This window comes from Pseudonocardia sp., assembly GCF_029263155.1.
Taxonomy (GTDB): Bacteria; Actinomycetota; Actinomycetes; order Mycobacteriales; family Pseudonocardiaceae; genus Pseudonocardia.
In genome coordinates, this window is sequence record NZ_JAJCYB010000011.1 from 1 (window position 1) to 21,614 (window position 21,614).

The 21,614-nt window shown below is 72.9% G+C and carries 23 protein-coding genes, 1 tRNA gene and 3 pseudogenes; 10 read left to right on the forward strand and 17 right to left on the reverse strand.

What is annotated here, in order from left to right; translation table 11 throughout:
• The 3 genes and pseudogenes from Q1K26_RS01490 to Q1K26_RS01500 form a co-directional block, all read left to right on the forward strand.
• A pseudogene (locus Q1K26_RS01490) lies at positions 1-154 on the forward strand ((2Fe-2S)-binding protein); the annotation flags it as partial.
• 73 nt (positions 155-227) lie between these two features.
• A complete protein-coding gene (locus tag Q1K26_RS01495; protein WP_300007257.1) occupies positions 228-527 on the forward strand; it encodes a hypothetical protein in 300 nt (99 codons plus the stop codon).
• Positions 528-654: 127 nt separating this feature from the next.
• The gene (locus Q1K26_RS01500) at positions 655-1,527 is read left to right on the forward strand and encodes a LuxR C-terminal-related transcriptional regulator (RefSeq protein WP_300007258.1); all 873 of its coding nucleotides are present in this window, start codon (positions 655-657) and stop codon (positions 1,525-1,527) included.
• A 78-nt stretch (positions 1,528-1,605) separates the two neighbouring features.
• Here Q1K26_RS01500 and Q1K26_RS01505 read toward each other — a convergent pair whose 3' ends face one another.
• Positions 1,606-2,193, reverse strand: a complete 588-nt coding sequence (locus Q1K26_RS01505) for a hypothetical protein (RefSeq protein WP_300007260.1) — start codon at positions 2,191-2,193, stop codon at positions 1,606-1,608.
• A 164-nt stretch (positions 2,194-2,357) separates the two neighbouring features.
• Here Q1K26_RS01505 and Q1K26_RS01510 point away from each other — a divergent pair, with 164 nt between their 5' ends.
• From Q1K26_RS01510 to Q1K26_RS01520, 3 genes are read left to right on the forward strand one after another with little or no spacing between them, the layout of a single operon-like run.
• Positions 2,358-3,539: an alpha/beta fold hydrolase gene (locus tag Q1K26_RS01510; RefSeq protein WP_300007261.1), complete on the forward strand. Its 1,182-nt coding sequence runs from the start codon at positions 2,358-2,360 to the stop codon at positions 3,537-3,539.
• A complete protein-coding gene (locus Q1K26_RS01515) occupies positions 3,536-4,072 on the forward strand; it encodes a peptidylprolyl isomerase (protein ID WP_300007263.1) in 537 nt (178 codons plus the stop codon). Before Q1K26_RS01510 ends, Q1K26_RS01515 begins: the two co-directional genes overlap by 4 nt.
• A gap of 1 nt (position 4,073) precedes the next feature.
• Positions 4,074-4,943: a rhomboid family intramembrane serine protease gene (locus tag Q1K26_RS01520; RefSeq protein WP_300007264.1), complete on the forward strand. Its 870-nt coding sequence runs from the start codon at positions 4,074-4,076 to the stop codon at positions 4,941-4,943.
• A 24-nt stretch (positions 4,944-4,967) separates the two neighbouring features.
• On the opposite strand, the gene Q1K26_RS01525 is transcribed toward Q1K26_RS01520, so the two are convergent.
• From Q1K26_RS01525 to Q1K26_RS01570, 10 genes are all read right to left on the reverse strand, one after another.
• Complete coding sequence (locus Q1K26_RS01525) at positions 4,968-5,414, reverse strand: PH domain-containing protein (protein ID WP_300007266.1); 447 nt, start codon at positions 5,412-5,414, stop codon at positions 4,968-4,970.
• Positions 5,415-5,476: 62 nt separating this feature from the next.
• Entirely contained in the window at positions 5,477-5,746 is a 270-nt protein-coding gene (gene crgA, locus Q1K26_RS01530; RefSeq protein WP_300007268.1) for a cell division protein CrgA, read from the reverse strand.
• Positions 5,747-5,942: 196 nt separating this feature from the next.
• The gene (locus Q1K26_RS01535) at positions 5,943-6,578 is read right to left on the reverse strand and encodes an aminodeoxychorismate/anthranilate synthase component II (protein ID WP_300007270.1); all 636 of its coding nucleotides are present in this window, start codon (positions 6,576-6,578) and stop codon (positions 5,943-5,945) included.
• 25 nt (positions 6,579-6,603) lie between these two features.
• Positions 6,604-8,523: a Stk1 family PASTA domain-containing Ser/Thr kinase gene (gene pknB / locus Q1K26_RS01540; protein ID WP_300007272.1), complete on the reverse strand. Its 1,920-nt coding sequence runs from the start codon at positions 8,521-8,523 to the stop codon at positions 6,604-6,606.
• 106 nt (positions 8,524-8,629) lie between these two features.
• Positions 8,630-9,904, reverse strand: a complete 1,275-nt coding sequence (locus tag Q1K26_RS01545; protein WP_300007273.1) for a serine/threonine-protein kinase — start codon at positions 9,902-9,904, stop codon at positions 8,630-8,632.
• A 16-nt stretch (positions 9,905-9,920) separates the two neighbouring features.
• On the reverse strand, positions 9,921-11,393 hold the full coding sequence (locus Q1K26_RS01550; RefSeq protein WP_300007275.1) for a penicillin-binding protein 2: 1,473 nt from the start codon (positions 11,391-11,393) through the stop codon (positions 9,921-9,923).
• A 49-nt stretch (positions 11,394-11,442) separates the two neighbouring features.
• On the reverse strand, positions 11,443-12,885 hold the full coding sequence (locus tag Q1K26_RS01555) for an FtsW/RodA/SpoVE family cell cycle protein (protein ID WP_300007277.1): 1,443 nt from the start codon (positions 12,883-12,885) through the stop codon (positions 11,443-11,445).
• 1 nt (position 12,886) lies between these two features.
• Entirely contained in the window at positions 12,887-14,215 is a 1,329-nt protein-coding gene (locus tag Q1K26_RS01560) for a PP2C family serine/threonine-protein phosphatase (RefSeq protein WP_300007279.1), read from the reverse strand.
• A gap of 46 nt (positions 14,216-14,261) precedes the next feature.
• Positions 14,262-14,726 (reverse strand): FHA domain-containing protein, encoded by a 465-nt coding sequence (locus tag Q1K26_RS01565; protein WP_300007281.1) that lies wholly within the window; start codon positions 14,724-14,726, stop codon positions 14,262-14,264.
• Between the two features lie 38 nt (positions 14,727-14,764).
• Positions 14,765-15,982, reverse strand: a complete 1,218-nt coding sequence (locus tag Q1K26_RS01570; protein WP_300007283.1) for an FhaA domain-containing protein — start codon at positions 15,980-15,982, stop codon at positions 14,765-14,767.
• Positions 15,983-16,118: 136 nt separating this feature from the next.
• On the opposite strand from Q1K26_RS01570, the gene Q1K26_RS01575 reads away from it, so the two are divergent.
• Positions 16,119-16,201: transfer RNA gene (locus Q1K26_RS01575), tRNA-Leu, on the forward strand.
• Between the two features lie 60 nt (positions 16,202-16,261).
• Here the strand turns inward: Q1K26_RS01575 and Q1K26_RS01580 are convergent.
• Positions 16,262-16,879 (reverse strand): uridine kinase, encoded by a 618-nt coding sequence (locus Q1K26_RS01580; protein ID WP_300007285.1) that lies wholly within the window; start codon positions 16,877-16,879, stop codon positions 16,262-16,264.
• Between the two features lie 52 nt (positions 16,880-16,931).
• Entirely contained in the window at positions 16,932-17,171 is a 240-nt protein-coding gene (locus Q1K26_RS01585; RefSeq protein WP_300007287.1) for a DUF2630 family protein, read from the reverse strand.
• Positions 17,172-17,232: 61 nt separating this feature from the next.
• On the opposite strand from Q1K26_RS01585, the gene Q1K26_RS01590 reads away from it, so the two are divergent.
• On the forward strand, positions 17,233-18,027 hold the full coding sequence (locus Q1K26_RS01590; RefSeq protein WP_300007289.1) for an IclR family transcriptional regulator: 795 nt from the start codon (positions 17,233-17,235) through the stop codon (positions 18,025-18,027).
• A gap of 54 nt (positions 18,028-18,081) precedes the next feature.
• Here Q1K26_RS01590 and Q1K26_RS01595 read toward each other — a convergent pair whose 3' ends face one another.
• Positions 18,082-18,924, reverse strand: a complete 843-nt coding sequence (locus Q1K26_RS01595) for an LLM class F420-dependent oxidoreductase (RefSeq protein ID WP_300007290.1) — start codon at positions 18,922-18,924, stop codon at positions 18,082-18,084.
• Between the two features lie 158 nt (positions 18,925-19,082).
• On the opposite strand from Q1K26_RS01595, the gene Q1K26_RS01600 reads away from it, so the two are divergent.
• On the forward strand, positions 19,083-20,201 hold the full coding sequence (locus tag Q1K26_RS01600; protein WP_300007291.1) for a 5-methyltetrahydropteroyltriglutamate--homocysteine S-methyltransferase: 1,119 nt from the start codon (positions 19,083-19,085) through the stop codon (positions 20,199-20,201).
• Here Q1K26_RS01600 and Q1K26_RS01605 read toward each other — a convergent pair.
• Positions 20,183-20,317: pseudogene (locus Q1K26_RS01605) on the reverse strand (LuxR C-terminal-related transcriptional regulator); the annotation flags it as partial. The gene Q1K26_RS01600 and the pseudogene Q1K26_RS01605 sit on opposite strands and share 19 nt — an antisense overlap.
• A 79-nt stretch (positions 20,318-20,396) precedes the next feature.
• Between Q1K26_RS01605 and Q1K26_RS01610 the strand changes: the two are divergent.
• Complete coding sequence (locus Q1K26_RS01610; protein ID WP_300007293.1) at positions 20,397-21,104, forward strand: class I SAM-dependent methyltransferase; 708 nt, start codon at positions 20,397-20,399, stop codon at positions 21,102-21,104.
• Positions 21,105-21,170: 66 nt separating this feature from the next.
• Here Q1K26_RS01610 and Q1K26_RS01615 read toward each other — a convergent pair whose 3' ends face one another.
• Together Q1K26_RS01615 and Q1K26_RS01620 are read right to left on the reverse strand one after the other, a co-directional pair.
• Positions 21,171-21,464, reverse strand: coding sequence for a hypothetical protein (locus Q1K26_RS01615; protein WP_300007295.1), 294 nt, complete (start codon positions 21,462-21,464; stop codon positions 21,171-21,173).
• A pseudogene (locus Q1K26_RS01620) lies at positions 21,461-21,614 on the reverse strand ((2Fe-2S)-binding protein); the annotation flags it as partial. The pseudogene Q1K26_RS01620 and the gene Q1K26_RS01615, both read right to left, overlap by 4 nt.

The following is a 21,614-nucleotide window of genomic DNA, read 5'->3' on the forward strand; positions in this document are numbered from 1 at the left end:
CCAGATCATGGCCGCGGTGGCCAAGGTCCGCCAGTGCGCCGAGGAGGGTCGCAAGCTCGACGACGCCGCCATCGAGGAGATCCGCAACATCTGCCGCTGCGGCACCTACCAGCGCATCCGCGAGGCGATCTACGCAGGCGCCGAGAACATGTGACAGCGGTGGGCCCCCGCTACCAGGTTCCGGGGGCCCACCTCCCATCCTTCAAGTCGAGACGAGGACGAACCACATGAGCACAGCAAAGCGCGTGACCCTGGCAGCCGTTGCCGGTGGTCTGCTGCTGATCGGAGCCGGGGTCGCGGTGGCCGACGAGGGCAGCAACACCGGTTTCCCCAGCACCCAGAACCCGGGACAGCTCGGCACTTCGGTCACCGAGATCGTCGGCGAGTTCCAGTTCGAGGGGGCCGACGCCCTGAACGGCGACAACCGGCCCGACGGCGCGAACGGCGTCGAGAACGAGTTCCCGCCCGTCCACCCGCGCTACATCGAGGGCCCCGTCGGGGGCCTGCTGAACGGGCCGCAGGACTAGCAGGCGGTACCTCCATGCAGTGACGCGCCGGCTCCGGGCCATCTCCTCCCGGACCGGCGCGTCACTTTCTCCATGTCTTCCCCCGGTGTGGTGGACCCGGGACGCTCCCGAACCAAAGGCGGTTCCGATGAGCAGGTCAGTCGCGCACGCAGGCTTCGACGCTCGCGGCGCGCTCCGCGCGGCACTGCGGTCGGTCCAGGCCGAATCCGGCCTGCCGGTCGCGTTCGGCGCGTTCGTGGAGAACGGCTCGACCGCCGTGCTGAGCGAGTTCCGGGGTACCCGCACCAACAACCTGCACCGCCTCGAGGTCCGGACCGGGTCCGGTCTCGGAGGGCGGGTCATCGCCGAGAACCGGCCGGCGGCGGTCAACGACTACCGCACCGCCGACACCATCACCCACGAGTACGACCCGTGGGTCCTCTCGGAGGGCCTGTCCTCGATCGCGGCCGCCCCCGTCATGGTCCGCGACCGGCTGACCGGGCTGATCTACGTCGCCACCCGCGACCGCAACGCGCTCGGTGACCGCAGCAAGTCCGCCATCCTCAGCGCGGGCAGGCGCCTGAGCATGGAGCTGACCGTCCAGGACGAGGTGCGCCGCCGCATGCGGGACGCCGAGGCCGTCGCCACCGCGGCGCCGGAGCACGTGCGCGACATCGCGAGCCTCGAGGAGATCCGGGCGCTGCACGCGGAGCTCCGCGCCGTCGCCCAGCTGATCCCCGACGAGGGGCTGTCCCAGCGGGTGTCCGAGGTCTCGCAGCGCCTCGCGCACGTCGGCGGCGGGACGGCGACGGCCTCCCGCACCGTGGTGCAGCTCTCGCCGCGCGAGGTCGACGTCGTCGCGCAGATCGCGCTGGGCTGCACGAACCAGGAGGCGGCGACCCGGCTGTCCATCAAGCCGGAGACGGCCAAGGCCTACCTGCGCGGTGCGATGCGCAAGCTGGGGGCGCACTCCCGGTTCGAGGCCGTCGTCCGGGCCCGGGCCTTGCGGGTCATCCCGTAGCCGGGCGACCGGCCGCCCGAACGGGAACGGGCCCGCCGCACCGAGGTGCGACGGGCCCGATGCGGGAGACCGCGACGATCAGCCGATCTCCTGGTTCTGGGTGACGGACTCGCCGGCCGCGGCGCTCTGGGCCATGTCCATGGCGAAGGCGGCCATGTCGAGGGCCTGCATCGCGTCCATCTGGTCGTTGCCGGCGACCTGGTTCTCCGGCTGTGCCGCCTCGCCCGTCCCGGCGTCGAGGTCGTGGTTGACGATCCCGTCGGTGGTCGGGGCCTCGGGCAGCGAGGGCACCTCCGGCGCGGTGAGGGCGCTGGGCGCCGCCGGCGCGGCGGGGAGCTGGGGCGCGGCCGGCATCGCGGGGGCCGCGGGCACCGCAGGCACCGCGAAGGCGTCGAGCGCGGGAAGCTCGGGTCCCGCGGTGTTCACCGACGGCGCCTCGAAGTTGATGACGCCGGGCATGCTGAAGCCCTCGGCCGACGGGGCGGCGGGGAGCTCGGGAACCCCGGCCATGCCCTCCAGGGCGCCGAGGCCCTCGGTGCCCGGGAGGGCGGGAGCGGCGGGGAGCTCGGGTGCAGCGAAGGCGTGGCCGGCGAGGCCGACTCCGAGTGCGGCGATACCGGCCGCCGCGGCGGTGGTGCGCAGGCTGCGCCGGGCGAGGCTGCTCATACGGGTTGGTCCCTTCGAACGCGTTCGTGGTCAGACAGTCCAACGAAACGTCGCGCGACCGGTTGTGGACTTAACGTAACGGACACGTGCTTTCACTCGTTACGGTGGCCGCACCGGCGAGGGGCCCGCCCCGCGGTCGGCCACGGTGGTACATCATCGACAGCGTGACGGCGGCGGTGCGGATGGCGATCGGTGCGAGGTTGGCGGTGGGTGCCGGCGTCGGGATCGGGGCCGGGCTGGGCATCAGCAGCGGGCTGGGCTGGTTCTACTCCGGCCTCCTGCTCGACACGCGCCGGCAGACGGTGTTCCCGGAGCGGGTGCTCGCCGTGCGGGACTCCGACTCGACGGTGACGCTCGCGGCCTCGCGCCTCGCGCTGCAACCGGGTACGTGGGGACTGCGGTGGGCCGAGGGGCTGGCCCGGATCGGGCCCGTCGTCGACGCCCGCGACGGCCACGTGCGGCGTCCGCTGCTCGGTGGGGACCGGCCGGTCCCCGGTTCGGCCGCCGTCCTCGACGCCGGTCCCTACGATCCCGACCCCGCCGCGCGTGGCCTGCACTTCGTCGACGTCGACGTCGCGACCCCGCTCGGCCCGGCCCCGGCCTGGCTGGTGCCCGGGGAGAGCGACACCTGGGTGATCGCCGTCCACGGGCGCGGCGGCGCGCGGCGCGAGGCGCTGCGGGTGCTGCCGGCGCTGCACGGCCTGGGGCTGACCACGCTGGTCATCAGCTTCCGCAACGACGGGGACGCTCCCGCCAGCCCCGACGGCTACGACCACCTCGGCGACGCCGAGTGGGAGGACGTCGAGGCCGCGGTGCGGTACGCGCGCGCCGCGGGGGCGCGCCGGATCGTGCTGTATGGCTGGTCGATGGGCGGGGCGATCACCGGGGCGTTCCTGGACCGCTCGCCCGACGCGCCGTCCGTCGCCGCGGTGGTGTGGGACGCCCCGCTGGTCGACTGGCGCGCGACGCTGCGCCAGCAGGCCCGCAACCGGCGCCTGCCCCCCGGCCTGACCCCACTGGCCACGGCCATCACCAGCCGGCGCATCCGGATCGACTTCGACCGATTCGACCTGCGCATCCGCCCGCCCGCCGTGCGTCCGGCCACCCTGCTGGTGCACAGCAGCGAGGACACCGCGGTGCCGGTGTCGGCCAGCCGCGCGCTCGCCGCCGCGGCGCCGGAGCTGGACTGGCCGATGCGCTACGTCGAGGTGCCGGGCATGGAGCACACCGCGGCCTGGAACGCCGACCCGCAGGCCTACGAGCGACACGTCACGACGTTCCTGCAGGACGTGCTCGGCCGGGCCCGTCTGCGCACGTCGGACGCGGCTGGCACGATGGAGCCGTGACCGAACCAGGAAACTCCTCCAAGCAGACTGCGACGCTGCGGACCACCGAGGGCGACATCCGGATCGCGCTGTTCGGCGACCACGCGCCGAAGACGGTGGCGAACTTCGTCGGCCTCGCCACGGGTGACGGCCGTTACTCGCAGCCCAACGCCAGCGGTGGCGACAGCGGCCCCTTCTACGACGGCTCCGTGTTCCACCGCGTCATCAGCGGCTTCATGCTGCAGGGCGGCGACCCCACCGGCACCGGCCGCGGCGGACCCGGCTACCAGTTCGCCGACGAGTTCCACCCCGACCTGCAGTTCGACCGGCCCTACCTGCTCGCGATGGCCAACGCGGGCCCGGGTACCAACGGCTCGCAGTTCTTCATCACCGTCGGCCCCACCCCGCACCTCAACCGCAAGCACACGATCTTCGGTGAGGTGGCCGACGCCGAGTCGCGCGCCGTGGTCGACGCGATCGCGAACACCAGCACCGACCGCTCCGACCGGCCGCTGACCGACGTCGTCATCCAGCACGTCGAGATCTCGGACTGAGATGACCTACCCCGCCGGGCCCCCGACCCCGGGCGGTCCGCCGTCCGGGGCGCCGGCGGTGTGCGTGCGCCATCCCGACCGGCCGACCGGCGGGCTGGCCTGCACGCGCTGCGGGCGCCCGTCGTGCCCGGAGTGCCTGCGCGAGGCCGCGGTCGGCTTCCAGTGCGTCGACTGCGTGAACGAGGGCAGGCGCACCGTGCGCCGCGGCACCACGGTCGCCGGGGCCGAGACGGGGGTGCGGCCGTTCGTCGTGCCTGCGCTCGTCGTGCTCAACGTGGCCGTCTTCGCGGTCACGGCGGCCCAGGCGGGCAGTATCGGCAGCAACTTCCGGTCCCCGCTGTTCGCCGAGTGGGCCCTGGCCTCGGACTTCGTCTCCGCGGGCGAGGTGTGGCGGCTGGTGACCTCGGGCTTCCTGCACATCGGCCCGCTGCACCTCGCGTTCAACATGCTCGCGCTGTGGATCATCGGGCGGGACATGGAGATCCTGCTCGGCCGGGGCCGGTTCCTCGCCGTGTACCTGGTGGGCATGCTGGGCGGGGCCGCCGCGGTGATGGTGCTGCAGCCCGGCCAGCTCGTCGCCGGAGCGTCCGGGGCGGTCTTCGGCCTGATGGGCGGGCTGCTCGTGGCGCTGCTGCGGCTGCGCAGGCCGCTCAACCAGGTGCTGGGCCTGCTCGCCGTCAACCTCGCGCTCGGCTTCTTCATCTCCAGCATCTCCTGGCAGGCCCACGTCGGCGGCCTGCTCGTCGGTGCCGCGGCCACCGCGGTGCTGGTCTACGCCCCTCCGGGACGTCGGGCGCCGGTGCAGGTCGGCGGCCTGGCGGCCCTCACGGTGCTCGTGCTGGCTGTGATCGTCTCCGCCGCGCTGGCCTGATCGTCCCGATCCGCCGCGCGGGTCTCAGCCGGGGCGCAGGGCGCTCAGGACCGGCGCGACGTCCTCGGGGTCGGCGTTCAGGTCCAGACGGCCGAACAGCAGCAGCTGCTCGCCGCCGTCGGCGGTGATCGTGTCGATCTCCAACAGCGTGCTCACCCGGCCCCAGCGCCGGGTGCGCAGCACGCGCACCTCCTGCACCAGCGGCCACGGATGGTGGCGCGAGCGCCGGAGGCCGCCGACGGTGAGGCCGTCCGGATCCGCGCGCAGCCGTGGCCGGGCGCGCGTGGTGAAGACGGCGGCACCGAGCAGCCCGAGGGCCGCGCAGCCGGCGATGAGTTGTCCCGCGGGGTCGGCTCCCGCGGAGAGCAGCAGCCCGCACCAGGCCGTCGCCGCGGCGGCACCGACCCACAGGACGACCACGAGGCCGGGGGCCGGACCCCAGGTCCGAATGGCCCAATCATGATCACTCACGGTAACTTGTCCACAGCGGTTGTCCACACTGGGGACTACTTACACCACTGTATTTCCGCAGCTCAACGCCATTTCATCGTCATCAGAAGGCCGATTACGATGAGTGAGAAGCCGATGAGGAAGTTGAACGAGCCGAGCTGCTGCATGAACGGGATGCTGTCCACAGCCAGGTAATTGACCACCAGCCAGGCCAGGCCGGCGAGCATCAGCCCGAGCATGACGGCGATGTAGACCGGGTGGGTCGGACCCTTCACCTTCACCGGCGTGGTGACCCGCTTGTCGTTCGCGGGCGGGGTGTAGACGGGCTTCTTGCGGACCTTGCTCTTCGGCATCTGCAGACCTCGCGTGACGGCTCGCCGGGCACGGAGGTGCGCCCGGGCGCTGGGCCCCACGGTAGCGCGTGCCCCGGCCCGCCAGCAGCCCCACGCGCGGCGTGGGCGGCCTGCCGCCGACCCGCGTACCCCGTGGTCAACCGCGCACGTCGGGACGTGCGCGGCCGGCCGGACGGTGCGCGGCTGCCCGGAGACGTCAGGCGCGGGCGCTCAGGGCGGCCGTCTCCGCCGTCAGCGCCGCGATCGTCGGCTCGGAGGCGGGGTGGCCGGCCGCGGCCATCCAGTTGGCCAGCAGGCGGTGGCCACCCTCGGTCAGCACCGACTCGGGATGGAACTGGACGCCCTCGATCGGCAGCTCGCGGTGTCGCACCGCCATGACGACCCCACCGTCGGTACGCCCGGTGACCTCCAGCGCGGCGGGCACGGTGTCCGGCCGGATCGACAGCGAGTGGTAGCGGGTGGCGACGAAGGGGTCGGGCAGCCCGGCCAGCACACCGGTGCCGTCGTGGCGGACCAGCGAGGTCTTGCCGTGCAGCAGCTCCGGCGCGCGCTCCACGACGCCGCCGAACGCGACCCCGATCGCCTGGTGGCCGAGGCAGACGCCGAGCACGGGCAACCCGCGGGACGCGCCCGCCCGCACCGCCTCGATGCTGACACCCGCGCGTTCGGGTGTACCGGGTCCGGGGCTGAGCAGCACGCCGTCGACGTCGTCGAGCTCGTCGAGGTCCACCTCGTCGTTGCGCCGCACCGTGGTGGACGCCCCGAGCTGGGCGAGGTACTGCACGAGGTTGTAGACGAAGCTGTCGTAGTTGTCGATCACCAGGACGCGCATGGGCCCATCCTCCCCGATGCCGCGCTCAGTTCCCGAAGAATCCCCCGCCGGAGTCGCCGACGACGACCACGAGCTGGTCGCCCTCCTGCAGCGTCTGCCCGGGCTCGACCGACTGCGAGATCACGCGGTCGTCCTGGTCGTCGTCGCCGACGGGCTGGTTGACGAATCGGACGTCACCGACCCCGAAGCCGGCGTCGCGCAGCTCGTCTCGGGCGTCGTCGGTGTCCAGACCGACCAGGTCGGGCGCCGTGAGCAGGTTCCCGCGGGAGATCTGCAGCGTGACCGTGGAGTTGGCCGGGGCCTGCTGGCCGGCGGCCGGGTTGGTGCCCAGCACGTCGCCCTGCTCGCCCCCGCCGTCGACGTCGGTCTCCTCGACACCGAAGCCCGCGGACTCCAGCGCGGCCCGTGCGTCGTCGCGACTCTCGCCGGCCACGTTCGGCACCTCTCGGGTGGTGGGCTCGACGCCGAGCACGATCGCGACCGGGCTGCCGCGCTGGGCCAGCTGTCCGGCGCCCGGGGCCGAGCGGAGGACCCGGCCGACCTGCTCGGGGTCGGTCGTCTCCTCCGTGGTGACCTCGCCGAGGACGAAGCCCTGGTCGACCAGGGTGGCCGTGGCCTCCTCCTGGGTCTGGCCCGCGAGATCGGCGACCCGTTCCTCGGCGCGGCCGCTGCTCACGACCAGGATGACCCGCGACCCGACGTCGACGGGCGTGCTGGCGGGAGGGTCGCTGCGGATCACGAAGCCCTGCTCGACGGAGTCGGAGTTCTCCTCCCGCACGTCCGGAATGAGATCCAGGGAGAACAGCAGGTTCTGCGCGGACTGGGACTCCTGGCCGGTCATCGGCGGGACGGTGGCCTGCGGTGTCTCCGGCGACCCGCCGAACAGCTGGAACGCCACGAACGCGACGAGCGCGAGCGTGGCCACCACACCCGCGACGATCGCGGCGATCCGGCCGCGACTGCGCCGCGGCTCGTCGTCGTAGTACCCGTCCGACGGCGACGAGGGCATGACGTGCCGCCCACCGCCGTTGAGGCGTCGGGTGGGCCCGGTCTGGGACAGCATCGCGGTGCGCTCGTCCTCGCCCATGACGGTCGGCGCGAGCGGCGTCTGGCCGCTGCGCACGCGCACCAGGTCGCTGCGCATCTCCGCGGCGGACTGGTACCGGTTGGCGGGATTCTTCGACAGCGCCTTGAGCACCACGGCGTCCAGCGCGGCCGGGATGTCCGGGTTGACCTCCGAGGGTCGCGTCGGGTCCTCCCGCACGTGCTGGTAGGCCACGGCGACCGGCGTGTCGCCGGTGAACGGTGGGTCGCCGGTGAGCAGCTCGTAGAGCACGCAGCCCGCGGCGTAGACGTCGCTGCGGGCGTCCACGGCCTCGCCACGGGCCTGCTCGGGCGACAGGTACTGCGCCGTGCCGATGACGGCGGCGGTCTGCGTGACGTTCTGGCCCTCGCCCAGCGCGCGGGCGATGCCGAAGTCCATCACCTTCACGGCCCCGGCCTGGTTGATCATGATGTTGGCCGGCTTGACGTCCCGGTGGATGATCTGGTGGCGGTGGCTGAAGTCCAGCGCCGCGCACACGTCGGCCATCACCTCGATCACCCGCTGCTGGGTCATCGGGCCGGTGGTCTTGACGATCTCGCGCAGCGTCTGCCCGTCGACGAACTCCATCACGATGTAGGGCAGCGGGCCCGTCTCGCTGTCCACCTCGCCGGTGTCGTAGACGGCGACGATGGCGGGATGGTTGAGCGCGGCCGCGTTCTGCGCCTCACGCCGGAAACGCATCTGGAACTGCGGATCCCTGGCCAGGTCCGCGCGCAGCACCTTGATGGCGACGTCGCGGCCCAGCCGGGTGTCGAGGCCGCGGTGGACCTCGGACATGCCGCCGTAGCCGAGCGTGCCGCCCAGCTCGTACCGCTCGGACAACAGTCGGGGCGTGGTCATCGCTGCCTCTGGGAGGGATTCGGGGACGAGGACATCATGCCGGGCCCGGCGTGTGCCCGGGGTGTCACGCGACCCCCCCGAGCGCCCGTCGGCGGCTCGGATGGGTTCACCGGGCTCCCCCGATCTCGATCTGTCGGACGGTCGCCGCACCCTGCGGGGCGTCGATGTCCGGGCTCTCCTCCCCGAGAGCCCGGAACAGGAAGATGCCGAACACCACGGCGGCGACGGTGAGCAGCAGGAACAGCACGAGCAGCACGCCCCGGCCCGGCCCGGACGCAGGCTGCAACCGCAGCGGCTCGGTGGACGGCGCGGGTGCCCGGCGGCGCTCGGGCGCGTACGGGGGCTCCGGGTGGCGTGGCGCGACCGCCTCGTAGCGCCCGGCGGCGCGCGGGGGGGCGTGGGCACGCCCACCGTCGTAGTGACCGCCGTCGGCCTCGTGGCCGGGTTCGTCGTCGTAGGAGCGGTAGCCGGGCGCGGCGGCCGGCGGGTCCAGGACCGGAACGGCGCCCCGTTGCGGGGTGAAACCCGACGGGACCGGGATGGCCTGGCCCCGCCGTACCGCGGCCACCGCCTCGGCGAACTCCCCGCCCGTGGCGTAGCGCTGTGCGGGGTCCTTGACCAGGACCGACTCGATGAGCTCGCGGGTCAGCACCGGCACCGTGTCGGGCAGTGGCGGCGGCGCGTCGCGCACCTGCATCATCGCGACGGCCACGGCGCTGTCGGCCCGGAACGGGCGGTGCCCGGCGAGGCACTCGTAGCCGACGATGCCCAGCGAGTAGACGTCTCCGGCCGGTCCGGCCTCGGAGCCGCTGGCCTGCTCGGGAGCGATGTAGTGCGCGGTGCCCATCACCATGCCCGAACGCGTGACCGGCACGGCGTCGGCGGCCTTCGCGATGCCGAAGTCGGTGATCTTGACCAGGCCGTCGGTGCGCACCAGGATGTTGCCCGGCTTCACGTCGCGGTGCACGAACCCGCGCTCGTGCGCCGCCTGCAGCGCGCGGGCCGCCTCCTCGATGATCCGCAGCGTCTCGTCGGCGTCGATCGGGCCGCGCGCGATCACCGCCGACAGCGGCTCGCCGCGTACCAGTTCCATCACCAGGTACGCGGTGCGGCGCCCGTTGTCCGAGGGGGCGTCCTCGCCGTAGTCGTGCACGGCGGCGATCCCGGCATGGTCCAGCGAGGCCACCGTGCGCGCCTCGATGCGGAAGCGGTGCAGGAACTCGGGGTCGTCGGACAGCTCGGGCCGCAGCACCTTCACCGCCACGCTGCGCCCCAGCCGCTGGTCCGAGGCCTCCCAGACCTCCCCCATGCCGCCGACGGCGATCCGCCGCTCCAGGAGGTAGCGGTCGGCGATGAGCAGCCCGGCCGCGAGGTCCCTCATCGCGGGCCCACCGGGCTCACTGGGAGCCCCGCAGCGCGGCCCCGATGACGGCCCGACCGATCGGCGCCGCGACCTCGCCGCCGGTGGCGGCCAGGTTGTTGCGGTCGCCGCCCGCCTCGACCAGTACGGCCACCGCGACCTGCGGGTTGTCCGCGGGCGCGAAGGCGACGTACCAGACGTGCGGGGCGGTGGTCTTGGGGTTGGGCCCCCACTCCGCGGTGCCGGTCTTCGCCGCGATCTGGACCCCGCGGATCTTCCCTGCTCCCGAGTAGCTGTTCTCGTTGTTGACCATCAGCTCGGTCAGCGTCCGCGCGACGCCCGGGCTGACGGCCTGGCCGAGCTGGTCGGGCTGTGTGGTGTCGACGGTCTCCAGGTCCTGGCTCTGGATGTCCTGGATCAGGTACGGCGCCATCAGGCGGCCGCCGTTGGCGATGGCGGCCACGACCATCGCGTTCTGCATCGGGGTGAGCGCGACGTCGCGCTGGCCGATGCTGGACTGCTGCAGCGCGGCGGTGCTCTCGATGTCCCCGATCGTGGAGGGGGCCACACCCATCGGGATGGCGATGTCCTCGGTGCCGATCCCGAACGCCTCCGCCTGGTCGCGGATGGCCTCCTCGCCCAGTTCGAGCGCCAGCTCGGCGAACGCCGTGTTGCAGGATCGCTGCAGCGCCTCCCGCAGCGACGCCGTGGCCCCGGTACCGCAGGCGTTGCCGTTGAAGTTCTGCAGATCCGTCGCCGTGTCGTCGAGCGTGATGCTCGACGCCGCGGTGAGCCGGCTCTCCGGGGTGTAGCGCCCGCTCTCCAGCGCGGCCGCCACGTCGATCAGCTTGAACGTCGATCCCGGCGGGTAGATCTCCTGGATCGCCCGGTTGGTGAGCACCGGGGGCTGCGCGTCGGAGTACTGCGCCCAGGCCTCCTGCTGGGTCTGCGCGCTGAAGCTGGCCAGCGGGTTCGGGTCGTAGGACGGCGTGGACGCCATCGCGAGGATCGCCCCGGTGGAGGGTTGCAGCGCGACCACCGCACCGGTGCCCGTCCCCGACAGCGCGTCGTAGGCCGCCTGCTGGACCTCCGGGTCGATCGTCACCGCGACATTGCCGCCTGCCGGATCGCGCCCGGTGATCAGGTCGGAGAGCCTGCGGGTGAAGAGGCGGTCGTCGCTGCCGTTGAGCACGTCGTTGGCCGCGCGCTCCAGCCCGCCCGCGCTGTAGATCAGCGAGTAGTACCCGGTGATCGAGGCGAACACCGGGCCGTTCGGGTACTCGCGCTGGTAGGGGTACTGGCCGTCGGTCTCGACGCTGCGCGCGAGCACCTGCCCCTGCGCGCTGATCTGGCCGCGCTGGCGCGAGTACTCGGCGAGCAGCACCCGCTGGTTGCGCTGGTCCTCGCGCAAACTGCCGGCCTGCACGACCTGCACGTAGGTGAGGTTGGCCATGAGCAGCAGGATCATCGCCATCACGGCGATCGCGATGCGGCGGACGGGCGTGTTCACAGAGGAGAACCGTTCATAGCCGAGAAAACGATCATAGCCGGGAAAACGATCATGAGGGCCGCTCCACCAGCTCGGTACCGGCCTCCGCGATCGGCGGCAGCGGCACCGCCGGGCGGCGCGGCAGGGGGGCGCGCGCGGCGTTGGAGATCCTCAGCAGCAGCGCCACGAGGGCGTAGTTGGCCACGAGGGACGAGCCGCCGTAGGACAGGAACGGCAGGGTCAGCCCGGTCAGCGGGATGAGCTTCGAGGCCCCGCCCGCGACGATGAACACCTGCAGCGCGAGCGTGAACGCCAGTCCGGTGGCCAGCAGCTTGCCGAAGCTGTCGCGCACCGCGAGCGCGCTGCGCAGCCCGCGGGTGATCAGCACGAGGTAGATCACCATGATCGCGGCGAGGCCGATGAGGCCGAGCTCCTCACCGAGCGAGGACAGCATGAAGTCGCTCTCGGCGTAGGGCACCAGCTCGGGACGGCCCGCGCCCAGACCGGTGCCGCCGAGCCCCCCGGTGCCGAGCCCGAACAGCGCCTGCGCGATCTGGAAGCCGGACCCGTCGAAGTCGGCGAACGGGTCGATCCAGATCTGGACCCGGGTGCGGACGTGCCCGAACAGCTGGTAGGCGACGAACCCGCCCGCCGCGAAGATCGTGAGCCCGATGAGCAGCCACGACACGCGTTCCGTCGCCGTGTAGAGCAGCACCAGCACGATGCCGAAGAACAGCAGGGAGGTGCCCAGGTCGCGCTCGAGCACCAGCACGCCGACCGAGAACGCCCACGCCAGCAGCAGCGGCGCGAGGTCGCGGGCGCGCGGCAGCTCCATGCCCAGGAACCGGCGCCCGGCCGAGGTGAACAGGTCGCGCTTCTGCATGAGGAACGCCGAGAAGAACACGATCAGCAGGATCTTCGCGAACTCGCCGGGTTGGATGGAGAAGATCCCCAGCCGCAGCCAGATCTTCGCCCCGTTCACCTCGGAGATCGACGCCGGGAGGATCCCCGGCAGCGCGAGCAGGACCAGTCCGACGAAGCCCGCGGTGTAGGCGTAGCCGGCCAGCTTCCGGTGGTCGCGCACCAGCCACAGCACGGCGACGAACAGCGCCAGGCCGACGGCCGTCCACGCCACCTGCCGCGTGTAGAGCTCGGTGGGCAGATCCCGGCCGCGTTCGATCGCCCGGGCGGCCTTCGCCAGGTCCAGCCGGTAGATCATCACCAGCCCGAGCCCGTTGAGCAGCGCGACCGCGGGGAGGATGAGGGGGTCGGCGTAGGGGGCGAAGCGGCGCACCGCAACGTGGGCGAGCATGAACAGGCCGAGGTAGGCCACTCCGAGGAACAGCAGCGCGGTGGTGAGTTCCTGCTCCTGGTTCGCCTCGACGAGGATCAGCGCGCCCGTGACCAGCACCGTGGCGAACGCCAGCAGTACCAGCTCGATCGTGCGTCCGGTGGGTGGGGCGGGTCCGGTGGAGGCGGCGCCGGCCTGGTCGCGTGTCTCGGTGGGGGCCACGTCAGCCCACCGGCCGGCAGTCGACCCCGGGCTCGGGCGACGCGCTGGGCAGGGCCGTGGCGCCGTAGTCGGGGTAGGTCACGTCGGGCAACACCGGGATCAGGGGTGCCTCGACCGTGGGGGCGGTCGGTTCGGGGCAGGGCTCCAGCATCTTCCCGCGCAACCGCTCCACCACACCTTCGGCCCCGGAGAGACCGCTGCCGGAGTCGATGCCGTTGCGGACCTGGCTGCGGTCGGACTCGGGCAGGTCGGTCAGCGCGATGTCGGTGCGCTGGGCGATGGTCTGCAGCGGCAGCCCCAGCACCTCCCCGCGCACGCCCTGGAAGATCGCGACCTGCTCGCCGTCGGCGCTCACGTAGTACTGCTGCAGCACCCACGCCCGCGCCAGCAGGCCGGCTCCCACGAGCGCGACGAGCACCGCGGCCACGGCCACCACGATCCGCACGCGCGAGCGCCGCGGCACCACCGGGGCCTGCGCGGCGGGCGAGAGCCGCTGCGGCGCGGGCCGCGTCATCGTGGTGGCCGACGCGCGGGCCGCCGCCGAGTCGGGTCGCGGGTCCTCGTGTCCGTCCCCGACCGCACCGCCCATGATCGGGGCGTCCTCGCCGAACTCGATGTCGACGACGTCGGCCACGATGCAGGTGATGTTGTCCGGGCCACCGCCGCGCAGCGCCAGCTCGATCATGCGGTCGGCGCACTCGCGGGGGTCGCGGTAGGCGCGCAGGGTGTCGGCCAGGGTCTCGTCGCTCACCACGCCGGACAGCCCGTCGGAACACAGCAGGTATCGGTCGCCCGCACGGGCCTCGCGGATGGTCAGGGAGGGGTCGATGTCCTGGCCGGTGATGGCGCGCAGCAGCAGCGAGCGCTGCGGGTGGGTGTGCGCCTCCTCCTCGGTGATCCGCCCCTCGTCGATCAGGGACTGGACGAACGTGTCGTCCTTGGTGATCTGCGAGAAGGTGCCGCCGCGGAGCTGGTAGGCGCGCGAGTCGCCGATGTGCACCAGGCCGAGCTTCTTCCCGGCGAACAGGATGGCGGTGAGCGTGGTGCCCATGCCCTCCAGGTCGGGGGCCTCGGACACGTGCCGGGTGATGGCCGCGTTGCCCTCGACCGCCGCGTCGCGCAGCTCGCGGAGCAGGTCGTCACCCGGGTCGTCCTCGTCGAGGGGGGCCAGCGCGGAGATCACCAGCGACGACGCCACCTCGCCTGCAGCGTGGCCGCCCATCCCGTCGGCCAGCGCGAGCAGTCGCGGACCGGCGTAGACCGCGTCCTGGTTGTTCTGCCGGACCAGGCCGCGGTCGCTCCGGGCGGAGTAGCGCAGGACCAACGTCATCGGGCGACTCCGGCGGCTCGGTCGGCGGGGCCGGCGAGGTGCTTGCTCATGATCGGAGCTCGATCACCGTCTTGCCGATGCGGACAGGGACTCCCAGGGGAACCCGCGTGGGTCCGGTGACCTTAGCCCGGTCCAGATAGGTGCCGTTGGTCGACCCGAGATCCTCGACGTACCACTCCTCGCCCTGCAGGGAGATACGGGCGTGTCGGGTGGAGGCGTAGTCGTCGTCGAGAACGAGGGTGGAGTCGTCGGCCCGGCCGATCAGGATCGGCCGGGAGTCCTCCAACGACACCCGCGTGCCCGCCAGCGCGCCCGCCGTGACGAGCAACTGGCGGGGCAGCCGGCTGCGGCCGCCGCCACGGGGCGCGGACCGACCGCCGCCGGGCAGGATCGCCCGGAGCCCGGACGCGGCGTACAGGTCCGACCGCACCACCCGGAGCGCGACCAGCACGAACAGCCAGAGGAGGGCCAGAAAGCCCGCCCTGGTCAGCTGAAGCACCAACTCCGGCACTCGCGGCGAACTCCTTGTCTGGGCTAGTGGATCCGGCCCTACTGGGTCCGGAACACCAGGCTCGAGTGCCCGACGCGGATCACGTCGCCGTCGTTGAGCTGCCAGGTCTGGACGGGGTTGCCGTTGACCGTGGTGCCGTTCGTGGAGCCCAGGTCGGTGAGCGTGGCCGACTGACCATCCCAGCTGACCTCCAGATGACGGCGCGACACGCCGGTGTCCGGAAGGCGGAACGAGGACTCCTGGCCGCGCCCGATGACGTGGCTGCCCTGGGTGAGCTCGTAGTTGCGCCCGGAGCCGTCGTCGAGGCTCAGCGTCGCCGAGTAGCCCTGCTGGTAGCCCTGCTGGCCGTAGCCCTGGTCGTAGCCGGGCTGGCCGTAGCCGCCCTGCTGCCCGTAGCCCTGGTCGTAGCCGGGCTGGCCGTACCCCTGCTGCGGCTGCCCGTACCCCTGGGGCGGCTGGCCGTATCCCTGGTCGTAGCCCTGCTGGGGCGGCTGGCCGTAGCCGGGCTGGCCGTAGCCCTGCGGGGGCTGCCCGTAGCCGGGCTGGCCGTAGCCCTGGTCGTAGCCGGGCTGGCCGTACCCCTGCTGCGGCTGCCCGTACCCCTGGTCGTAGCCCTGCTGGGGCGGCTGGCCGTAGCCCTGCTGGCCGTACGGGTCGGGCTGCTGGCCGTAGCCGGGCTGGCCGTACCCCTGCTGGGGCTGGCCGCCCTGGTCGTACCCGCCCTGGCCCTGGTCGTAGGCCGGAGGGGCGTAGGTCTGCTGGCCGTATCCGCCGGGGGCGGGCCGGTCGTATCCGTACTGCCCGTTCTCCTCGGGGTGGCCCGGTTGCTGGCTCATGGGTGTCTCTCCTGCGTCGCGTGCTCGGCGGGCGTCCTGACGGGAAGCGTCGGGATCCACGGACGAGCGGGTGCGGAACTGTCCCGTGTGCAGCGCATCGGAGCGCTCCAGAAAGACTACGACCTCGCCGTAGGTGTCCCATCCCTGGTCGGCGAGTTGTTCGGTGACGTAGCTCGACAACGAGTCCACGATCTGCGCGGTGTCACCGGCCATGCGATCGAAATCGGCGGGCCCGAGCAGCACCGTGTACCGGTTGGGTGCCAGCCGGCGCCCACCCGCGAGCTCCTCGATGTGGTCCTCGGCTTCCCGGAGCAGCCCCTGCATGACCTCCTGGGGAACGACGCTGCCACCGAAAACGCGCGCGAAGGCATCGCCCACCATCCCCTGCAGACGGCGCTCGAACCTCCCTACGCGGCCCAACCGATCTTCCTCCGTTCGCAGCGGCGTGTTGCTGACAGCACCGATCGTATCTGTGCTATCCCGCGCCGGTGCCGCCCCCCGATGTGGGGGTGTTCGCCGGGCGTCCCGGACCACCGTGCTAGCTTGCTCCGTGCCAGGGCGAGTGGCGGAATGGCAGACGCGCACGGTTCAGGTCCGTGTATCCGAAAGGATGTGAGGGTTCAACTCCCTCCTCGCCCACAAGTTGCCCACCAGGACGCGAGGCCCCTCGCGAGCCCGGTGGGCATGGTGTCTCCGCGGTCAGCGGCGCACCGCGGGCCGGTCCGGATGGTCGGCGAGGACCAGCAGGTCGGCGAGTCCGGACGGGTCGCGCTCCACGTCGTAGCGCTCGTACGCCGGCAGGGTCCAACGTTTCGCCGCGGGCAGGGTCCGGCCCAGCTGGGCCGGGCTCATCCGCAGGTGCACGGCCACGTCGAACGGCAGGTCGCGACCCAGCATCAAACCGCCGGCCACGAGCACCACGCCGTTGCCGCGCAGCTCGGCGTAGCGGTCGCGGTAGGCGCGGTCGGCCACGGCGTCCCAGAGCCGGGGGAGCACGCGACCGGAGCCGTCGGGCCCGGCCGGGCGGAGGACCTCGCGGATCAGGCCGGCGCCGTCGAGCCATCCGTCGAGGAACTCGTCGGGGTCCTCGTGACCGAACTCCAGGCGGACGGACGCGGGTCGCAGGTAGTCGCTCGCGGCCACGACGACGGCGTCCCGCCCCTGCGCACGCAGCTCGGCGGCCGCCCTCCGGGCCTGGCCGAGCGGCCGGGTCGGCGGCGGACCGTCGATCGCCAGCCGAACCCGGTCCGACCATCCGGCGACCAGCGCCACCACCTCGTCGACGAGCCGGTCCGGGGTCACCGGGGTGATCTGCACGGTGTCGATGCTGCCGGATACGAGCGCGACGGCGCGCGACGAGCCGACGGCGCTACTGCTGGTAGCCCTCCACGACCGACGCGTCACGCTGCGTTGCCTCGTCGGGGTCCAGGCCGGCCCGGCGGCGGGCGTCGCGCCGGCGCAGCAGGTCCCAGTAGCGGTCCAGCTGGACACCGATGTCGTCGAGCCGCCGCCGCTCGTCCGCCGAGAGCGCGGTGCCCACGTGGGCGCGCTCCAGGCGGTGCTCCTCGGCGACCAGTTCGTCGATGCGGCGGTGCAGGTCGTCGTCCATGCGCTGGTCCACCCGTTCGGTGAGGTGTGCGGTTACGTGAATCGTCCCCACACTGGACCTCGTGGCTCCCGAACGCAGCACCGGCTCGTCGATCACCCGGGCCCTGCGGGTGGTGGAGGCGGTGGCCGCGGCCGGTGACGGGGTCACGGCCAAGGCCATCGCCCGGCGCCTGTCCTGCCCGCTGCCCACCGTCTACCGCGCCCTCGGCACGCTGGTCGAGGAGGGCTACCTCGTGCGGCTCAACGAGCGCCGGGGCTACGGGCTGGGCTACCGCATCGGCGAGCTGCACCGCAGCCTGACCGACCAGGTGCGGCCGCCGTCGGCGGTGCGGTCGGTGGTGCGCGACGTCCACGTGTCGCTGGGTGCCGCGTGCCACCTGCTGACGTTCCGTGAGATCGACATCGTCGTGGCCGCGGTCGACGGCTGCGCCGAGCACCCCCTCCCCGACGGCCTCGACGTCGGCGAGCCGGTGCCCGCCCACGCACTCGCCGCCGGGAAGGTGCTGCTCGCGCAGCTGCGCCCGGCGCGGGTCTCCGAGCTGCTCGGCCACGCGGGCGCCGGACCGATCACGTCGCGGACGATGGTCGAACGGCGCTCGCTGGACCGGGAGCTCCTGCGGGTGCGGGCCGCCGGCGTCGCCGTCGACGTGGAGGAGTACCGGCCGGGAGTGGCCGGGGTGGCGGCGCCGGTGCCGGTGCGGGGCCCCGGTGGGGTGGCGCGGTCGGCGATCGGGGTGTCGGTCAGCCGGGCCGACTTCGCCGCTCGCCGGTGGGAGCTGGAGGTGGCGGTGCGTGCCGCGGCGGGCCAGGTCGCCCGCGCAGACCACGACGACCCCCGCCTGGCCGGCCAGCTCTGATCTATCGGCCGATCGGGCCGGCGGGTCGGCCGACCGGGGACGGTGTGCCGGTCGTCAGGGGCGGAGGTCGGCGAGGGTGTCGAGCTCGGCGAGGGTCGCGCCCGCGGCGTCGGGACCGGGGTCGGTGAGCTCGAAGAGCAGGCGGTCGACGCCTGCCGCCGCGTAGGACGCCACGGCCTCGGGGGTGCGGGCGGCGCCGTAGAGCGTGACCGGGAGATCGCCGCGCCCGGCGTCGGCGGCGCGGCGCCGCAGCTCGGCGATGCGCTCGGCGAACGCGGCGAGCTCGTCGACCGGGACGCGCAGCGGGATCCAGCCGTCCCCGTGGGACAGCACGCGGTCGAGCACGGTCGGGCCACCCCCGCCGATCAGCACGGGCGGCACGCGCATCGGCTTGGGCCAGGACCAGATCGGGGAGAAGTCGACGAACCGGCCGTGGAACTCGGCCTCGTCGGCCGTCCAGATCGCGCGCATCGCCTCGAGGTGCTCCAGCATGCGCGCGGTGCGCCGGGCCGGGTCGACGCCGTGGTGGGCCATCTCCTCGGCGTTCCACCCCGGCCCGACGCCCAGCTCGAACCGCCCGGCGGCGATCCGGTCCAGGCTCGCGACGGTCTTGGCCAGCACGATCGGGTCGTGCTGCGCCACCAGCGAGACCCCCGTGCCCAGCGCGATGCGGGAGGTCACGGCGGCGATCGCCCCGAGCGCGACGAACGGGTCGAACGTGTGCGAGTACCGGGTGGGCAGCTCGGGGCCGCCGGGCCACGGCGACACGCGGCTCGCCGGGATGTGCGTGTGCTCGGTGAGGAACAGCGCGTCGAAGCCGCGTTCCTCGGTGGCGCGGCCGAGCTCCACCGGGGAGATCCCGTAGTCGGTCAGGAAGGTGACGATGCCGAGTTCCACCCTGCGAGCATCTCACTCCCACCGCGCACGGCGATCAAGGAGGTATGGTCGTCGCCGAAGATCAATTGACGACCATCGGCCCTTGATCGCCGCGGTGCTCGGCTCCGGGACCGCACGAGGACCGGCGGTCGGCGGAGTGCGGCGATAGGTTGCCGACCATGTCTGGACGCACCGCAGCGCCGTTCCGTGCCGACCACGTCGGTAGTCTCCTGCGCCCGCCCGCCCTGCTGGCCGCCCGCGAGCAGCACGCCGCCGGCACCCTCGACGACGCCGGGCTGCGCGCCGTCGAGGACTCCGCGATCCGCGACGTCGTCGCCCTGCAGGAGGAGGTGGGGCTGTCCTCGGCGACCGACGGCGAGTTCCGCCGCACGTCGTGGCACATGGACTTCATCTACCGCCTCGGTGGTATCACGAAGACCGACCAACAGATCCGGGTGACGATGCGCAACGCCGCGGGCGAGGGCGCGTTCACCTCGGCGGGCATGGCGGTGGACGCGCCGATCGCGCTGGAGAGCCCGATCTTCGGCGAGCACTTCTCGTTCCTCGCCGAGCAGGTGACGACCGCCGTGCCGAAGTTGACGATCCCGTCGCCGAGCATGGTCTACGCCCGCGGGGGCTCCGCGGTGATCGACCGCGCCGTCTACCCCGACCTGGAGCGGTTCTGGGCCGACCTCTCCGCCGCCTACGCCGACGAGGTCAGCGCCCTGTACGGCCTGGGCTGCCGCTACCTGCAGCTCGACGACACCGCGCTGGCCTACCTCAACGATCCCGCCCACCGCGCCGACCTGGCCGAGAAGGGCGACGACCCGGAGACCCAGCACCTGCGCTACATCCGCCAGATCAACGCGGCGATCGCCGACCGGCCGGCCGACATGCACGTCACCACCCACATGTGCCGCGGCAACTACCGCTCCTCCTGGGCGGCCGAGGGCGGCTACGACCACGTCGCCGAGGCCCTGTTCGGCGAGCTCGCCGTCGATGGCTTCTTCTGCGAGTTCGACGACGAACGCTCCGGTGGGTTCGCCCCGCTGCGGTTCGTGCCGCCGGGCAAGCAGGTGGTGCTCGGGCTGGTCACCACGAAGACGGGCACGCTGGAGGACCCGGACGTGATCAAGCGGCGCATCGACGAGGCCGCGAAGTACGTGCCGCTCGACCAGCTGTGCCTGTCCCCGCAGTGCGGGTTCTCCTCCACCGTGGAGGGCAACGACCTCACCGTGGAGGAGCAGAAGGCCAAGCTGGCGTTGATCGTGCAGGTCGCTCAGGACGTCTGGGGCTGATCGCCGGGCTCGACCAGGCCGCACTCGTAGGCCAGCACCACCGCCTGCACCCGGTCGTGCAGACCCAGCTTGCCGAACACCCGGGTCAGGTGGGTCTTCACGGTCGCCTCGCTGACCGTCCGCCGCTGACGCCCGGCATCGAGGTCCCCGGTGCCACGACGCGGGCGAGCGGTACCCGACGGCTAGTCTGCGCCGATGGACGAGGGACCCCGGGGCTGGGCCGCTCCGCTGTACGGCGCGGTGCTCGACGCGACGGGAGTCGGAGCCGGCACGCGCGTGCTGGACGTGGGGTGTGGCGGTGGCGGCTTCTCCCGCGCCGCCGTGGCCCGGGGGGCTCAGGTCCACGGCGTCGACGGCGATCCGTCGGCCGTGGAGCGGGCCGCGCGCGAGGTGCCGGAGGCCACCTTCGCCGTCGGCGACGCCACCGACCTGGGGGAGATCGGTCCGGTCGACGTGGTCGGGCTGGTGCAGGTCGTCGCCCACCTGCGCGACCCGCGGCGGGCCCTGCGGGAGGCGGCGCGGGTGGCACCCGGCGGGGTCGTCGCCGTCAGCGTGTGGGGCCGGGAGCAGGACTGCGACGTGCGGGCGTTCGGCGAGGCGCTCGCCCCCTGGCTCGGTCCGCGGCGGCCTCCGCCCGAGGACGGACCGGACCTGCTCGCCGACCTCGTCACCGACGCGGGCCTGGAGATCGCGGTGTCGGAGCAGGTCGGGTGCGCGTTCCGCTACCCCGACGAGGACGCCGTCCTCGGCCCCCTGTTCGACTCCGGCATCGGCCGGCACGCCATGAACACCGCGGGACCGGCCGCGGTGCGCGAGGCGGTGCTGACCCGCCTGGAGCAACACCGCGACGGCGCGGGCTATGTCCTGCACAACACGTTCCGGGTGCTCACCGCCCGGACCTGAGCGCAACGAACGGCACTCCCGGCCACTCCTGGTGGACGGGAGTGCCGTTCGTTGCACAGGGTGGTGTTACTCCAGGGGGCCGCTGTCGACCAGCCCGCTCAGCGGGCCCTCGACGAACCTCGGGTCCGCATCGACCGGCTCGACCTCGGTGCCGTCGGCGCCCTCGGGGCGGGGGCCGTCGAGGAAGTCGGTGAACTGGGCACCCAGGTCGCCGAGCAGGGCGGTCACGGCGCTGCCGCCCTGGCCCAGGTCGTCGGGGGTGGAGATCGGGTCGGCCAGCGCGACGCCGGCCCCGCCCAGCACGGTGGCCGCGACGATCGCGCCGACCAGCAGCTTCTTCTTCATGTTCAGGCCCCTCACATGTTCTCCGCGCCTGCGTAGATCGCCTCGCGGATGCGCTGGTAGGTGCCGCAGCGGCAGATGTTGCGGATCTCCTCGATGGCGGCGTCGTCGAGCTTGCGACCCTCCTCGGCGCACTGGCGGACCTTGGCCACCGCGGCCATGATCTGG

Excerpts from the sequence above, each read along its gene's own strand:
- Q1K26_RS01560 (WP_300007279.1), bottom strand. The coding sequence starts at position 14,215 with ATGACGTTGGTCCTGCGCTACTCCGCCCGGAGCGACCGCGGCCTGGTC.
- Q1K26_RS01585 (WP_300007287.1), bottom strand. The coding sequence starts at position 17,171 with ATGGACGACGACCTGCACCGCCGCATCGACGAACTGGTCGCCGAGGAG.
- pknB (WP_300007272.1), bottom strand. The coding sequence starts at position 8,523 with ATGACCACGCCCCGACTGTTGTCCGAGCGGTACGAGCTGGGCGGCACG.
- Q1K26_RS01535 (WP_300007270.1), bottom strand. The coding sequence starts at position 6,578 with ATGCGCGTCCTGGTGATCGACAACTACGACAGCTTCGTCTACAACCTC.
- crgA (WP_300007268.1), bottom strand. The coding sequence starts at position 5,746 with ATGCCGAAGAGCAAGGTCCGCAAGAAGCCCGTCTACACCCCGCCCGCG.
- Q1K26_RS01520 (WP_300007264.1), top strand. The coding sequence starts at position 4,074 with ATGACCTACCCCGCCGGGCCCCCGACCCCGGGCGGTCCGCCGTCCGGG.
- Q1K26_RS01600 (WP_300007291.1), top strand. The coding sequence starts at position 19,083 with ATGTCTGGACGCACCGCAGCGCCGTTCCGTGCCGACCACGTCGGTAGT.
- Q1K26_RS01500 (WP_300007258.1), top strand. The coding sequence starts at position 655 with ATGAGCAGGTCAGTCGCGCACGCAGGCTTCGACGCTCGCGGCGCGCTC.
- Q1K26_RS01610 (WP_300007293.1), top strand. The coding sequence starts at position 20,397 with ATGGACGAGGGACCCCGGGGCTGGGCCGCTCCGCTGTACGGCGCGGTG.
- Q1K26_RS01495 (WP_300007257.1), top strand. The coding sequence starts at position 228 with ATGAGCACAGCAAAGCGCGTGACCCTGGCAGCCGTTGCCGGTGGTCTG.
- Q1K26_RS01505 (WP_300007260.1), bottom strand. The coding sequence starts at position 2,193 with ATGAGCAGCCTCGCCCGGCGCAGCCTGCGCACCACCGCCGCGGCGGCC.
- Q1K26_RS01545 (WP_300007273.1), bottom strand. The coding sequence starts at position 9,904 with ATGAGGGACCTCGCGGCCGGGCTGCTCATCGCCGACCGCTACCTCCTG.